Raw genomic sequence first — 14,667 nt, 5'->3', positions numbered from 1 at the left:
CCGTGCGCCGACGGAAACGCGGGCACACCCGGCGCGGGCGTACCAGGCCCCTGCGGATAGCCGTACGGCGAAGCACCCGGAGCCGGCGCAGGCGTACCGCCCTGCGGAACACCCGGCGCGGCGGGAGCCGCAGGCGGCGCGCCGTGCGCCGACGGAAACGCGGGCACACCCGGCGCGGGCGTACCAGGCCCCTGCGGATAGCCGTACGGCGAAGCACCCGGAGCCGGCGCAGGCGTACCACCCTGCGGAACACCCGGCGCGGCGGGGGCTCCGGGAGCGGCCGGAGCACCGGGCGCACCCGGCGCACCACCAGGGGTGGACGGGCCGCCCTGCGCTCCCGGAACGTCGGAGGAGTCGAGGGCCGGCGCGACCGCCGTCGGCGGCAGCTGACTGCCCCCCGACATCAACGCCGTCTTCGCGTCCGGCGCCGCCACCGGCGGCCGCGGGCCCCCGTCGTCCGAGTCGCTCAACGGCGGCGCGAACACCGTCGCCGGCAACGGCACGGAACGGTCGTCCTCACCGGCGCCCGCATTCGTGTCCGTACCCGCCCACGGCGTGGCACCGGCAGGCACCTCGGCCGCAGTGGGGGCGACCCCGGGCACCGCCGGGCCACCGGGCGCACCGGGACCGACCGGCGCACCAGCGCCACCCTGCGCCCCACCGAACGCCCCGGACGCCCCCGCGACACCCGAGGCCCCGGGCGGCGCGTCCACCGGCACCCCGGCCTGCGTCTCCGCCGGCCCGGCACCACCCGGAGAAACCCCGGCAGCGGCAGCGGCAGGGGCAGCCCCGCCCTCGGCGGCAGCCCCCTGCGAAGCGGAGGCATCGCCCTCGCCACCGGACCGCCGGTCCCCGAGGCCCAGCTTGTCCGCCGCCTCCTGCAGCCACTCCGGAGGAGACAGCAGGAACGACGTCTGATTCAGGTCGACACGAGCCGCGGCAGCCGCCGGCACCGCGTCCTGGGGCTCCTCGGCGCGGCCGTACTCCTCCTCGTACCGGCGGATCACCTCACCCACCGGCAGCGCGGGCCACAGCGTGGCCTCCCCGCTGTCCCGGGCGATGACCAGCCGCTGCCCACCCGCGTCCGAACGCGGGCCCTCCGCACGGTCCTCGCCCCACACCACGAAACCCAGCTCGAACTCCCGCACCCGCACCTCACGATGCTGGTACGCGGGAACATCGCCGTTGATCCACTCCTCGGCGCGCTCCTGCGCCTGCGCGTAGGTCACCATCGCCTGCAGCTCACTCCCCCACCGGGCCGGAAGACGCCGAGCCGGAAGACACCGGGACGACACGGGCGAAACCGCCGTCCACCATCAGATTGGCCACCGTCTCCAACTCCGGCGGACTACCGGCCAGCCGGGACAGAAAGGCGTCGAAATCATCACCGCACGGCAGCAGCAGACGCTCCACCCGCTCCGCCGGCGACCACGACGGATCCACGTCCCGTACGTCGTCGTACGCGCAGAACCACACCGAACCGACCCGCTCGCCCTTCACCTTCACCGCGAGCAGACCACCCTGCACGAACGCGACACCCAGGTAATCCTTCGTCAGATGGTCGCGCAGACACTTGTTGACGTACACCAGATCATTGACCGCGGCCTCGTCCCGCACCGTGAAGAACGGCTGGTCCACCAGCAGCCCCAGCTCGGCGTCGAGCGCCGTGCCGACCGGCGCACAACCACCCGCCGCCTTCAGGAACGAACGATAGGCACCGGGAAGCCGGTAGCCGAGGTCCTCCTCGACCCCCTGCACCTGCGCCTCCGTCACCGCCACACCCGACTTCGGCAGCCCGAGATGCGCCGGACGCGTCTCCTGCAACGGCCGCGTCCCCCGCTTGGCGTGATCCACCCGCGTCGTCGCCACCCCGCCGTGATGCCGCAACAACGCCTTCACCTCGACCGGAACCAGCTCCAGCCGCCGCGTGCCCACCACGTGATGCCACGTCCAGCCATGCGGCGTCGCCACATCCGGCACCGTGTCCCACAACTCGTGCCCCGCCGCCGCCAGCGCCGCGTTCGCCGACACGAAGTCCGTCAGCCGCAACTCGTCGACACCGAAACCCTCAGGCGGCTCGGCGATCTCCGCCGCCACGCGCGCGTACGGCGAGAAATCCGGGTAACCACGCTCGTCGACCCGTACCCCTCTCGGGTGACGTGCCGCCCGGACCGGATCCGGGAAGTGCACGACCTGCCCGGCGTAGGCCGCGTTCGGCGGCGCGGCTTGCTGCCCGAGCCGACCTGTCGTCATGGCGGTTGCCCCCTGCGGCGTTCTCTCTGGCCTGAACGGCGGTGTCGATCGCGGATGGCGACAGCCTATGCGGTACACGAACCCCGGTCACCGGCCCGCCGCATCCCCCGGACACCACCCCTCCGCTTGCGTGACCAGCCGTCACCCCAGCGTCACGACCCAACCCGTCCCGGGCGTGTCGCACCGCCCCAGCTTCCGCACCAGCCACGGCATTTGGCACCCTGTGTCCTTCAGGGGGACGCCAGGGGAGGGGAGAACGACCATGAACACCTTGCAGACCGGAGGTACGGACGTGCGGGCCGGCGACCCTCGCATCGGCTGGAGCGGCACCGACGCACCCCCCGCCCCCACCCTCCGCCACCGCCGCGACGGCATCCTGCCCACCGTCGCCGCGGCCCTCTCCGTCCGCGGCACCACCCTCACCGGCACCGCCGCCCGCGGCGAGGAACCCCCAGCCCTGCACCCCCTCGTCCAGGACTTCCTCGACACGCTCACCAGCGCCCAGCGCGACCGCTTCACCGGCCGCTGCGCCGAAACCATCCTCATCTCCCGGCACATCGCCGCCGCCGACGCCACCCGCAGCAAACGCGCCGCCCGCCGGCCCATGACCAACGGCGAAGCCCGCAAAGCGCTCAAACAGGCCAAACTCACCGCCCGCCGCATACGCGAGGACGGCGACCCCCTCCACGGCAGCTTCGCCACCCCCTGCCGCGCCTGCACCGCCCTCAGCTCCCACTTCGGCGTCCGCGTCGTCGACCCCACGGCACCCGACGACTGACAGCGCCCTCACCCCCACCACCGGACAGCACCCGCACCACCACGCCGGCACGACGAACGAAGGGCAGATGCACCCCGACCGCACCTCCTCCACGCGCTTCCCCGTACCCGTCGACGCCGCCCTGCGCGCCGCCGGCTGGCAACCGGGACGCTGGGACATAAAACAGGCCGAGTTCTGGGCGGACACCCTGCGCGACCACACCTCACCCGCCGGACACCGGCACACCGTCTTCCCCGCGGCCGTCGAGGCCTGGGCCGAATTCGGCGGCCTGAGCATCACCCCCACCGGCCCCGGCCGGCAGATCGCCCCCGCCACCCTCCACCTCGACCCCCTCCACGGCCTCCACCACGCCCGCACCCTCGGCGACCTCGGCCGCGCCCTCGGCACCGAACTCAGCCCACTCGGCCAGGAGACCGACACCACGGCCCTCCTCGCCATCGACGCCGAAGGCCGCGTCTACGCCCTCGACCACACCGGCGACTGGTACGCCGGCCCCGACGTCGACCACGCCCTGTCCACCCTCGTCACCGGCATCGAACCCGTACGCCTCACCGCAGGCTGACCCCCACCCCGGCCACGGCGCCCCCGGCCCCCTAGACGGCCGGAATCACCGCCGACACCCGAAAACCCCCCGCGTCCGTCGGCCCCGACACGAACACACCGCCCAGCGCCAGGACCCGCTCCCGCATCCCCAGCAGACCGTTGCCACCCGACGGCAACCGCACCGCCGACGCCGACGCGGGCTCCGGCGGCGGGCCGTTCTCCACCTGCATCGCGATCTCCGACACCCGATGCGCGAGCCGCACATACGTCTTCGCACCCGCCGCATGCTTGTGGACGTTGGTCAACGCCTCCTGCACCACCCGGTACGCCGTCTGCTCGATCTCCGCCGCATACGGCCGCACCTCCCCCTCCACCGACAGATCCACGACCATCCCCGCCGCCGCCGACTGCCCGATCAGCTCGTCCAGCTCCGACAGACACGGCCCCTCCCCCGCCCCGTCCGCACCGGCCGCCCGCGAAGCCGCCGCCGCGGCCGCCTCCCCCACCGCCGCCAGCGGCACCGACGCGGCACGCGCGCCCGCGTCCTCCCCCGCCCGCAGCACCCCGAGCATCTCCCGCAACTCGGTCAACGCCTGCCGCCCCATGTCCCCCACCAGCGCGGCATTCCTCACGGCCTTCTCCGGATCCTTCCGCGCAACCGCCTGCAACGCCGCCGCGTGCACCACCATCAGACTCACCCGATGCGCGACGACGTCATGCATCTCCCGCGCGATCCGCGTCCGCTCCTCGTTGCGCGCCCACTCCGCACGCTCCTCCGCCCGCTCCGCGAGCAACTGAAGCTCCCGCTCCAGAGAGTCCGCCCGCTCCCGCAGGCTCTCCATCAACCGCCGCCGCGCACCCACGTACAGGCCCAGCAGCACCGGCGGAGCCGTCAGCCCCAACGACGTGGTGACCGCCGCGAACGGCACGAACCAGTCACCGAGCGTCAGATCACCCCGCGCCATGTCCTGCCGCACCCGCACGAACGTCACGATCATCGTGCCCAGCAACGACATCCCCGCCAGCGCACCGATGATCCGCCGCGGCAGCTCACACGCCGCGAGCGTGTACAGGCCGACGATCCCCATCAGGAAACCCATCTCGGCCGGCGTGATCGCGATCGCGACCAGGACGACGGCGATCGGCCACTTCCTGCGCACCAGCAGCACCGAGCCGGCGATCAGCCCGAACACGATCCCCACCGACACCGGGACACCCGCGTCCCGGGCGAACGGAACCCCCTCCGCGCCGCACTCCACGGCGGACACCAGCGCGAGACTCCCGTCGAGCACCGCGCTGCGCCACCTCCCCCACCACCACGGGCCGGTCAGGCCCCTGGCGTGGTCTTCCCCCGTCATGGTCATACACCCAGCCTACGGGCGACAGGCACGGCTTTTCCGGTGAGTTTCACCTACCTCCACACACCACACTCCGTGACCGAACGGCCTCGAAACCCACCGCTATCCCTCGAACTGGCGAACCCTTCCCGTTCGAACCCGGAACGGAGTATTCCGGCCGGACGGTATGCACGTGACACATGCACCCGGCAAATACGCCGAATTCGAACAGCTACGAGACCGGGCGATCGCCCTGCGCCGGGCCGGCCACAGCCTCCGCCAGATCCGGGACGAGCTGAAGATCTACAACCACGACATCCTCAACCAGCTGGTGAAGGGAGAACCGCCCCCGGAATGGACCAAGCGCCCGAGGGCCAAGGACGACCTCCGCGCCAAGGCCCGCGACCTGCGCCTCCGGGGCCGGACCTACGACCAGATCGAGGCACTGGGCTGCTCCCGAAGCTCGGTGTCCTTGGGGGTCCGGGATCTGCCCAAGCCGGAGCGTCGACGCAGCCCCGAAGAAGCGGCGGCGATCGCCCGCAAGGGCTGGGAGGAGAAACTGCGCCTGCGAGAGGGCGTGGGCCTCTACTGGGCCGAAGGAGGCAAGGACAAGCCGTACGACCGGCGCGAGAACGTCACCTTCGTGAACAGCGACCCCGGGATGATCGAGGTCTTCCTGGCCTGGCTGGACCTACTGGAGGTGGAACGCGATCGCCTGCGGTTCACGGTGATGATCCAAGAGACGGCGGACGTCGCGGCCGCCGAGCGCTACTGGGCCGACCTGGTCGGGGCCACCCCCTCCGCCTTCAACAAGACCACCCTCAAGAAGCACAACCCCAAGACGGTCCGCAAGAACACCGGCGACAACTACCGGGGCTGCCTCGTGATCAAAGTCCTGAAAGGTGCCGACTTGTATCGTCGCATCGAAGGGTCTTGGTACGGCATAGTGGAGGCCGCACGCGAAACCGATCAACCAATTCGGGCATAGCGCGCCATTTATCCCGGATCGTCTAAGGGCAGGACAAACGGTTTTGGTCCGTTGAATGAGGGTTCGAATCCTTCTCCGGGAGCCCACAGCACACAAGACTCACGTTCGGGCCCTGACAGGACTGTCAGGGCCCGCACTCATATCCCCCAGAACTCCCCCCGGTATCCTGCGGCTGTCACCCCCACCCATCCAGAGCCGAAGGGCAACCCCGTGAGCGCCATCCGCCCGGCAGCCGTCGTCGTTCTTGCAGCGGGTGAGGGCACCCGTATGAAGTCGGCCACACCCAAGGTCCTCCACGAGATCTGCGGCCGTTCCCTGGTCGGCCATGTGCTGGCCGCCTCCCGTGAGTTGGACCCGCAGAACCTGGTCGTCGTCGTGGGCCACGCCCGTGAGCAGGTCACCGCGCACCTGGCCGGGATCGACCCCGCCGTGCGCACGGCGGTGCAGGCGCAGCAGAAGGGGACCGGGCACGCCGTCCGTATGGGGCTGGAGGAGCTGGGCGGGGCCGTGGACGGGACCGTCGTGGTCGTGTGCGGTGACACGCCTCTGCTCACGGCGGACACGCTGGAGCGGCTCGCCGGGACCCATCACGCGGACGGCAATGCCGTGACCGTGCTGACCGCCGAGGTTCCGGACGCGACCGGTTACGGCCGGATCGTGCGGGACGAGGCGACCGGTGCCGTGACGGCGATCGTGGAGCACAAGGACGCGACCGATGTCCAGCGGGCGATCCGGGAGATCAACAGCGGGGTGTTCGCGTTCGACGGTCCGTTGCTGGCGGACGCGCTGAAGAAGGTGCGGACGAACAACAGCCAGGGTGAGGAGTACCTCACCGATGTGCTCGGGATCCTGCGGGAGGCCGGGCACCGGGTCGGGGCGTCCGTGGCCGGTGATCACCGTGAGATCGCGGGGATCAACAACCGGGTGCAGCTGGCCGAGGCGCGCCGGATCCTCAACGACCGGCTGCTGACGCGGGCCATGCTGGAGGGGGTGACGGTGGTGGACCCGGCCACGACGTGGGTCGATGTGACCGTGACCTTCGGGCAGGACGCCGTCGTGCATCCGGGTACGCAGCTGCTGGGTTCGACGCAGGTCGGTGAGGGTGCCGAGGTGGGGCCGAACAGCCGGCTGAAGGACACCCGGGTGGGCGCGCGGGCGCGGGTGGACAACACCGTGTCCGACGGGGCTGTCGTGGGGGCGGAGGCGAGTGTGGGGCCGTTCGCGTATCTGCGTCCCGGTACCCGGCTGGGTGCGAAGGGCAAGATCGGGACGTACGTCGAGACGAAGAACGCCAGGATCGGCGAGGGGACGAAGATCCCGCATCTGTCGTACGTGGGGGACGCGACGATCGGTGAGTTCACGAACATCGGTGCCGCGAGTGTGTTCGTGAACTACGACGGTCAGGACAAGCACCACACCACGGTCGGGTCGCATTGCCGGACCGGTTCGGACAACATGTTTGTGGCTCCTGTCACGGTCGGGGACGGTGCGTACACCGCTGCCGGGTCCGTGATCACGAAGGATGTGCCGCCCGGTTCGCTGGCCGTGGCCCGTGGTCAGCAGCGGAATATCGAGGGTTGGGTGGCGCGGAAGCGTCCGGGGAGCGCGGCGGCGAAGGCGGCCGAGGCGGCGTCCCGGCAGGGCGAGAGCGAGGAGTGACGGGAAACGGGTGCGCCAAACACGGCGTACCGTGATAAGTGCACATCCGCACGCGTGCACCCGCACCCTTACCAGCTGATACGGCCTCTCACGCCCAGCCGCGAGGTCGCCGAGCAGCCGGCTGGCTGAGACAACCTCTGAGGAGACTGTGCTGTGACCGGGATCAAGACGACCGGCGAGAAGAAGTTGATGTTCTTCTCCGGCCGCGCCCACCCCGAGCTTGCCGAGGAGGTCGCCCAGCAGCTGGGTGTCGGGGTCGTCCCGACGAAGGCCTTCGACTTCGCGAACGGTGAGATCTATGTCCGCTACCAGGAGTCGGCTCGTGGTGCGGACTGCTTCCTGATTCAGAGCCACACGGCTCCGATCAACAAGTGGATCATGGAGCAGCTGATCATGATCGACGCGCTGAAGCGTGCGTCGGCTCGTTCCATCACGGTGATCGTGCCGTTCTACGGTTACGCGCGGCAGGACAAGAAGCACCGGGGTCGTGAACCGATTTCGGCGCGTCTGATCGCGGATCTGATGAAGACGGCGGGTGCGGATCGCATCCTGACGGTGGATCTGCACACGGATCAGATCCAGGGCTTCTTCGACGGGCCGGTGGACCATCTGTTCGCGCTGCCGCTGCTGGCGGACTATGTGGGCGGCAAGGTGGACCGGGAGAAGCTGACGGTGGTGTCGCCGGACGCGGGTCGGGTGCGGGTGGCGGACCGGTGGTGCGACCGGCTCGGTGCGCCGCTGGCGATCGTGCACAAGCGCCGGGACAAGGACGTGGCGAACCAGGTGACCGTCCACGAGGTCGTGGGTGAGGTCAAGGGTCGGGTGTGTGTCCTGGTGGACGACATGATCGACACGGGTGGGACGATCTGTGCGGCTGCGGACGCGCTGTTCGCGCATGGTGCGGAGGACGTCATCGTGACGGCTACGCACGGTGTGCTGTCGGGTCCGGCCGCGGACCGGCTGAAGAACTCGCGGGTGAGTGAGTTCGTGTTCACGGACACGCTGCCGACGCCGTCGGAGCTGGGCCGGGATCTGGACAAGATCACGGTGCTGTCGATCGCTCCGACGATCGCGAGTGCGGTGCGTGAGGTGTTCGAGGATGGTTCGGTGACGAGCCTCTTCGACGAGCAGTGAGGTTTCTGCAAGTCCTCTTGCCCGCCTGTCCGGCGGGCTAGCTGAAGATCCTTTTGGGTGCGGCCTCCCCTCCGAGTAGACTGCTGCAGTTGCTCGGCGAGGGAGGCCGTACTCCGTTGGAAGACGGGATGCGGCGGTCCGTTATCGACGCGCTCTTCGTAGCAGGCCGTTCGTGGCCGGGTGACCACGTCCGTTCCCAGTTCCTGCGAGGAGTGATCAACATGTCCGAGGTGAAGCTCGCCGCCGAGACCCGTTCCGAGTTCGGCAAGGGTGCCGCGCGCCGCATCCGCCGTGACAACAAGGTTCCGGGTGTCCTGTACGGCCACGGCTCCGAGCCGCTGCACCTGACCCTGCCGGGCCACGAGCTGCTGCTGGCGCTGCGTACGCCGAACGTCCTGATCTCCCTGGACATCGACGGCAAGACCAACGAGCTGGCGATCCCGAAGGCCGTGCAGCGCGACCCGCTGAAGGGCTTCCTGGAGCACGTCGACCTGCTGCTGGTCAAGCGTGGCGAGAAGGTCACGGTCGAGATTCCGGTGCACACCGAGGGCGAGCTGGCCCCGGGCGGCAACCTGCTGGAGCACGTCCTGGCCGCGCTGCCGGTCGAGGCCGAGGCCACGCACATCCCCGAGGCCGTCACCGTCTCCGTCGAGGGTCTGGCCGCCGGTGCCTCCGTCCACGCCAAGGACATCACGCTGCCGAGCGGCGTGACCCTGGCCGTGGACGAGGACGCTGTCGTCCTGCAGGTCCTGCAGGCCCAGGCCGAGGAGACCGAGGGCGAGCAGGCCGAGGGCGGCGAAGAGGCTGCCGAGGCCTGATCCTCACCCTCGTCGTTCTTTCGCCGGCCGCTGTTCCCGTACGGGGGCAGCGGCCGGTGCGTATCAAGGAGACATGGACGTGACGACCGATGCGGGCGCCCCCTGGCTCATCGTGGGGCTGGGCAATCCGGGCCCGGAGTACGCGATGAACCGGCACAACGTGGGGTTCATGGTGGCCGATCTGCTGGCCGGGCGGATCGGGGGGAAGTTCAAGCGGGCGGGCAAGGCGCAGGCGCAGGTGCTGGAGGGGCGGATCGGTCCGGCCGGGCCGGCGAACCGCCGGGTGATCCTGGCGAAGCCGATGTCGTACATGAATCTGTCCGGCGGTCCGGTGAACGCGCTGAAGGACTTCTACAAGGTGCCGGTGGCGAACATCGTCGCGGTCCATGACGAGCTGGACATCGACTACGGCACGCTGCGGCTGAAGCTGGGCGGTGGCGACAACGGGCACAACGGGCTGAAGTCGATGACGAAGGCGATGGGGCCGGACTATCACCGGGTGCGGTTCGGGATCGGGCGGCCGCCGGGGCGGATGCAGGTGGCCGACTTCGTGCTGAAGGACTTCTCGTCGGCGGAGCGCAAGGAGCTGGACTACTTCGTGGACCGTGCGGCGGACGCGGTGGAGTGTCTGGTGACGGAGGGCCTGGAGCGGGCGCAGGGCGCTTACAACTCCTGAGCGGGCAAAGTGCCGCACAACTCCTGACTTGTCGCGTTGTGACTCCCGCCGGAGTTGACCGGCCGTGGGGACATGGCCAATGATCCCGGCCATGCCTGCCACAGCCACCTCCTCTCGTCAGGCCTCCGTGACCGCGTTGCGGTTCGGGCGGGTCGCGGCGATGGGTGCGGTCGCCGCGCTGATCCTGTTCGCCGGGGTGTGGGGTTCCTGGGGGACCGCGCAGCACGTGATGCTGACCAAGGGGCGGGAGCGGGGCACGGTCGAGGTGACCCGGTGCGAGGGGGATGCGTGCACCGGGCTGTTCACGCCCGTCTCGGCGGGGGCCAGGGCTCGCGCCCGCGTGGAGATCGCGAAGTCGGTCGCGGTGCGCCGGGGACTGACGTACGACGTGGTGGTCAAGCCGGGGACGGACGAGGTGGTGCGGTCCGGTCCGGCGGGTGTCCTGTACGCCTGGGTGCCGTTCGGCGGGGCGCTGTTGCTCGCGTCGGTGGTGGTGGCGGGCGGGATGCGGCTGACCCGGGTGGCGTGGCTGCTGGCGGGGGCGGGAGCCGTGCTGCTCACGGCGGCCTTCGTGACTCTCTGAGGGGTTGGGGCGTTCTTCACGTCTGTGGGGGGTCTATGTGTTGCCTGTTCGTGATTGACCGGGTGGCCGGCGGGACTGGAAGCTGAACCGCCCCCTCCACATCTTCCCGTTCGCATCCCGAAGATGGACTGCCCTATGCCCACCCTCTCGCGCGTCGGCGTGTTGACCGCCCTCGCCTCGGCCGCCCTGGTGGCCGTCCCCGCCGCTGCCCACGCCACCCCTCACGGGGACAACGGCACCGTGAAGATCCACGACGCCTCGACCGGTGAGGAGCTGCGCCGCAACGAGCCGCATGTCTGCACGTTCTACCTGGACGCCTTCGGCTTCGACGGCGGCCAGCTGGTCGACTGGCACATCGAGGCCTGGGCGCCGACGGCGGCCACGAAGGGCGAGACCGTGAAGTCCGGTGCGCTCACGCTGGACGCCGACGGTCATGGCCGTACCGAGGACCTGTCGCTGCCGGACGGCCACTACAAGCTGTTCTGGAACTTCGAGGGCGAGAAGGGGTCGGCCAAGCACAAGGTGTTCTGGACGGACTGCGAGGACACGGAGGCCGGCGGCGAGCCGTCCGGCCCGGCGTCCTCGTCGGCTTCGTCGGGCTCGGTGTCCCCGTCGGCCTCGTCCGGTTCGTCGTCCGGTACGGCCCCGGGCGCGTCCCCGTCCGGATCGTCCTCCGCGGCCCCCTCGGCCTCCCCGGCTTCCTCCCCGTCCGCGCAGGGCGCCGGCGGTGACCTCGCCGAGACGGGCAACGGCGCCCCGGTGGGCCTGCTGTCGGCCGCGGCCGCCGCGCTGGTCGGCGCGGGCGGCTGGCTGGTGGCCCGGCGCCGCAGGGCCCAGCGGGGCTGACCCGGCGGGCTGACGCCGTACGCGAAGGTGCCCCCGAGGTCCACACGACCTCGGGGGCACCTTCTTCGTGGCGGGACCGTCAGCCGGTGTTGCGCAGGCCCGCGGCCACGCCGTTGACGGTGAGGAGCAGGGCGCGGGAGAGCAGCGGGTCGGCCGAGGCGCCGGCGGCGGCCGCGTCGCGCTGGCGCTTGAGCAGGGTGACCTGGAGGTAGGAGATCGGGTCCAGGTAGGCGTCGCGGATGGCGAAGGTCTGCTTGAGGACGGGCTCGGCGTCGAGGAGTTCGTCCTCGCCGGTCACCCGGAGCACCTCGCGGACGGTCAGCTCGTGCTCGGCCTTGATGGTGTCGAAGACGTGCCTGAGCCGGTCGGGCACGAGGGTGTCGACGTAGTGCTCGGCGATGCGCAGGTCCGTCTTCGCGAGGGTCATCTCGACGTTGGAGATGAAGTTGCGGAAGAAGTGCCACTGCTCGTACATCTCGTCGAGGACGGTGTCCCCTTCCTGCCGCAGGCCCGCCTCGCGCAGGGCCTTCAGGCCGGAGCCGACGCCGAACCAGCCGGGGACGATCTGCCGGGACTGGGTCCAGCCGAACACCCAGGGGATGGCGCGCAGGCCGTCGAGTCCGGCGCCGGAGTCGGGCCGGCGGGAGGGCCGGGAGCCGAGGTGCAGGTCGGCGAGCTGGTCGACCGGGGTGGAGGCGAAGAAGTACGCCGGCAGGTCGGGGTCCTCGACCAGGCGGCGGTAGGCGCCGTGGGCGGCGTCGGAGACGACGTCCATGGCGGCGTCCCAGCGGGCGAGGGCCTCGTCGGACTGGCGGGGGGCGGTGTGCAGCGCGGAGGCCTGGAGGGTGGCCGCGACGGTCAGTTCCAGGTTCTCCCGGGCCAGGGACGGGATCAGGTACTTGTCGGAGATGACCTCGCCCTGTTCGGTGACCTTGATCTCGCCCTCGAGGGTGCCCCAGGGCTGGGCGAGGATGGCGTCGTGCGAGGGGCCGCCACCGCGGCCGACGGTGCCGCCGCGGCCGTGGAAGAGGCGCAGGCGCACGCCGTAGCGGTGGGCGACGTCGCGCAGGCGGCGCTGGGCGCGGTGGATCTCCCACTGGCTGGTGGTGATGCCGCCGAACTTGGAGGAGTCGGAGTAGCCGAGCATGACCTCCTGGACGTCGCCGCGCAGCGCGACCAGGCGCCGGTAGGACGGGTCGGAGAGCATGTCCTCGAGGATGGTGTCGGCGGCGCGCAGCTCGTCGGTGGTCTCCAGGAGGGGCACGATGCCGACCTTGGCCCAGCCGGCGTGCAGGTCGAGCAGGCCGGCCTCGCGGGCGAGGACGGCGGCGGCGAAGACGTCGTCGGCGCCCTGGCACATGGAGATGATGTAGGACTCGATGACCTCGGGTCCGAAGACCTCCAGGGCGCGCTTGATCGTCTCGAAGACGCCGAGGGTCTTCGCGCCGGCCGCGTCCACGGGCGCCGGGGTGGGGGCCAGCGGCCTCCTGGAGCGCAGCTCCTTGGCGAGGAGCCTGGCGCGGTAGTCGCGGGGCATGTCGGCGTAGCGCCAGGACTCCTCGCCGAGGCGGTCGAAGAGCTGGCCGAGGGCGTGGTGGTGGGCGTCGGCGTGCTCGCGTACGTCCATGGTGGCGAGCTGGAGGCCGAAGGCGGCCAGGGTGCGGATGGTGCGGGCGAGGCGGCCGTCGGCGAACAGTCCTCCCCTGTGCTCCCTGAGCGAGGCCTGGATGATCCGCAGGTCGTTCAGCAGCTCGCCGGTGCCGAGGTAGTCGCGGCCGTCCGCGTGCGGGGTGCCCTTGGCGAGGCGCTGCTTGGTGTTCTCGAGCTTCTGCCGGATGCAGGTGGCCTTGAGCCGGTAGGGCTCCTCGGCGTTGAGGCGCTTGTAGCGGGGGCTGATCTCGGGCAGGCGCTCGAGGTCGGCCTGGAGGGACTGCAGGAGTTCCTCGGTGGCGCCGGCGTAGCGGATGGAGTTGGAGAGCAGGCCGCGCAGTTCGTCGATCATCTCCAGGGCGTCGTTGATGCCGTGCTCGTGCTGGAGGATGAGGACGTCCCAGGTGACCTGGGGGGTGACGTTGGGGTTGCCGTCGCGGTCGCCGCCGATCCAGGTGCCGAAGGTGAGGGGGCGGGTGTCGTCGGGGAGCTTGACGCCGACGCGTTCCAGCTCGGCCGTCAGGTCCTCGAGGACGTCGCCGACGGCGTCGGCGTGCAGCTCGTCGAGGTAGTAGATGGCGTTGCGGGCCTCGTCGGCGGGCTCGGGGCGCACCACGCGCAGTTCGTCCGTCTGCCACACCAGGTCGATGTTCTCGGCGAGGCGGATGTCGTGGCGGCGGCGGTCGGAGTCGAGGACGGGGGTGTCCAGGAGCGCGGCGATGCGCCGGAGCTTGTTGAGGACCGACCGGCGCGCGGCCTCGGTGGGGTGTGCGGTGAAGACCGGGCGGACGTTGAGGTGCTGCACGGTCTGCCGCAGGTGCTCGGGGTCGGCGTCCTTGAGGCGGTCGGCCGTGCGGGCGAGCAGGCCGCCCTCGGCGGCGCGCCGGGCGCGCAGTTCGCGGCCGCGGTGCACCTGCTCGGTGATGTTGGCCAGGTGGAAGTAGGTGGAGAAGGCGCGGACCAGCTTGGCCGCGGTCTCCAGTTCGGTGCCGCGCAGCAGCTCGGCGGCGGCCTCGCCGTCCTCGCGCGTGAGGCGGCGGACCTTCTCGACCAGTTCGAGGAGTTCGGGGCCCTCCTGCCGGACGAGGGTCTCTCCCAGGAGGTCCCCCAGGCGGCGGATGTCGGCGCGCAGCTCGCTGCCGGTCGTGGTGGTCTGGTCGTCGGCACTGCTCACAGGTGCGGCTCCTTGCAGTGTTGAAGCTCGTCTGGGAGGGAACCCGGCCGTCGTGCCACGCGGCGGGGCGCCGCATACGGGCCGGAGCGTCCGGGAAGAAACTTCAGCGGACCGCGCTGTCCGACCGAGACCAAGGATAAGTGCCCGTCGGGACGCGCAGGCTCTGGGGCTCTTGCCGCCGCACGACACGCTGCCATACTTACGATGCCGTAGGTTACGGAACCGTAG

At 70.8% G+C, this 14,667-nt stretch carries 12 protein-coding genes, 1 tRNA gene and 1 pseudogene; 10 read left to right on the top strand and 4 right to left on the bottom strand.

What is annotated here, in order from left to right; all coding sequences use genetic code 11:
- Positions 1-1,232, bottom strand: a pseudogene (locus ACZ5CW_RS02185) (SUKH-4 family immunity protein); the annotation flags it as partial.
- 10 nt (positions 1,233-1,242) lie between these two features.
- The gene (locus tag ACZ5CW_RS02180) at positions 1,243-2,253 is read right to left on the bottom strand and encodes an SMI1/KNR4 family protein (RefSeq protein ID WP_468597760.1); all 1,011 of its coding nucleotides are present in this window, start codon (positions 2,251-2,253) and stop codon (positions 1,243-1,245) included.
- Between the two features lie 262 nt (positions 2,254-2,515).
- Here ACZ5CW_RS02180 and ACZ5CW_RS02175 point away from each other — a divergent pair, with 262 nt between their 5' ends.
- Positions 2,516-3,031, top strand: a complete 516-nt coding sequence (locus tag ACZ5CW_RS02175; protein WP_468597549.1) for a YwqJ-related putative deaminase — start codon at positions 2,516-2,518, stop codon at positions 3,029-3,031.
- Between the two features lie 67 nt (positions 3,032-3,098).
- Entirely contained in the window at positions 3,099-3,593 is a 495-nt protein-coding gene (locus ACZ5CW_RS02170; protein ID WP_468597548.1) for an SUKH-3 domain-containing protein, read from the top strand.
- 31 nt (positions 3,594-3,624) lie between these two features.
- Here the strand turns inward: ACZ5CW_RS02170 and ACZ5CW_RS02165 are convergent, their stop codons facing one another.
- Positions 3,625-4,938, bottom strand: a complete 1,314-nt coding sequence (locus tag ACZ5CW_RS02165; protein ID WP_468597546.1) for a sensor histidine kinase — start codon at positions 4,936-4,938, stop codon at positions 3,625-3,627.
- Positions 4,939-5,104: 166 nt separating this feature from the next.
- On the opposite strand from ACZ5CW_RS02165, the gene ACZ5CW_RS02160 reads away from it, so the two are divergent.
- From ACZ5CW_RS02160 to ACZ5CW_RS02125, 8 genes are all read left to right on the top strand, one after another.
- The gene (locus tag ACZ5CW_RS02160; RefSeq protein WP_468597544.1) at positions 5,105-5,899 is read left to right on the top strand and encodes a hypothetical protein; all 795 of its coding nucleotides are present in this window, start codon (positions 5,105-5,107) and stop codon (positions 5,897-5,899) included.
- Between the two features lie 11 nt (positions 5,900-5,910).
- Positions 5,911-5,981: transfer RNA gene (locus ACZ5CW_RS02155), tRNA-Gln, on the top strand.
- A gap of 128 nt (positions 5,982-6,109) precedes the next feature.
- Positions 6,110-7,558, top strand: coding sequence for a bifunctional UDP-N-acetylglucosamine diphosphorylase/glucosamine-1-phosphate N-acetyltransferase GlmU (gene glmU, locus ACZ5CW_RS02150; RefSeq protein WP_468597542.1), 1,449 nt, complete (start codon positions 6,110-6,112; stop codon positions 7,556-7,558).
- 153 nt (positions 7,559-7,711) lie between these two features.
- Positions 7,712-8,692 (top strand): ribose-phosphate diphosphokinase, encoded by a 981-nt coding sequence (locus ACZ5CW_RS02145; protein WP_468597541.1) that lies wholly within the window; start codon positions 7,712-7,714, stop codon positions 8,690-8,692.
- 221 nt (positions 8,693-8,913) lie between these two features.
- Positions 8,914-9,510 carry a 50S ribosomal protein L25/general stress protein Ctc gene (locus ACZ5CW_RS02140; RefSeq protein ID WP_468597540.1) on the top strand — a complete coding sequence of 199 codons (597 nt, stop codon included), beginning with the start codon at positions 8,914-8,916 and terminating at the stop codon, positions 9,508-9,510.
- A 73-nt stretch (positions 9,511-9,583) separates the two neighbouring features.
- Positions 9,584-10,186, top strand: coding sequence for an aminoacyl-tRNA hydrolase (gene pth, locus ACZ5CW_RS02135; protein WP_468597538.1), 603 nt, complete (start codon positions 9,584-9,586; stop codon positions 10,184-10,186).
- Between the two features lie 79 nt (positions 10,187-10,265).
- On the top strand, positions 10,266-10,769 hold the full coding sequence (locus ACZ5CW_RS02130) for a hypothetical protein (protein WP_468597536.1): 504 nt from the start codon (positions 10,266-10,268) through the stop codon (positions 10,767-10,769).
- Positions 10,770-10,904: 135 nt separating this feature from the next.
- On the top strand, positions 10,905-11,615 hold the full coding sequence (locus ACZ5CW_RS02125) for an LPXTG cell wall anchor domain-containing protein (RefSeq protein ID WP_468597534.1): 711 nt from the start codon (positions 10,905-10,907) through the stop codon (positions 11,613-11,615).
- A gap of 79 nt (positions 11,616-11,694) precedes the next feature.
- On the opposite strand, the gene ppc is transcribed toward ACZ5CW_RS02125, so the two are convergent.
- On the bottom strand, positions 11,695-14,439 hold the full coding sequence (gene ppc / locus ACZ5CW_RS02120; RefSeq protein ID WP_468597532.1) for a phosphoenolpyruvate carboxylase: 2,745 nt from the start codon (positions 14,437-14,439) through the stop codon (positions 11,695-11,697).
- Between the last annotated feature and the right edge of the window lie 228 nt (positions 14,440-14,667).

The sequence above is a fragment of the Streptomyces sp. NPDC031379 genome (assembly GCF_055569615.1).
The sequence above is the reverse complement of the archived record's forward strand: the minus strand, read 5'-3'. Positions and strand labels throughout refer to the sequence as shown.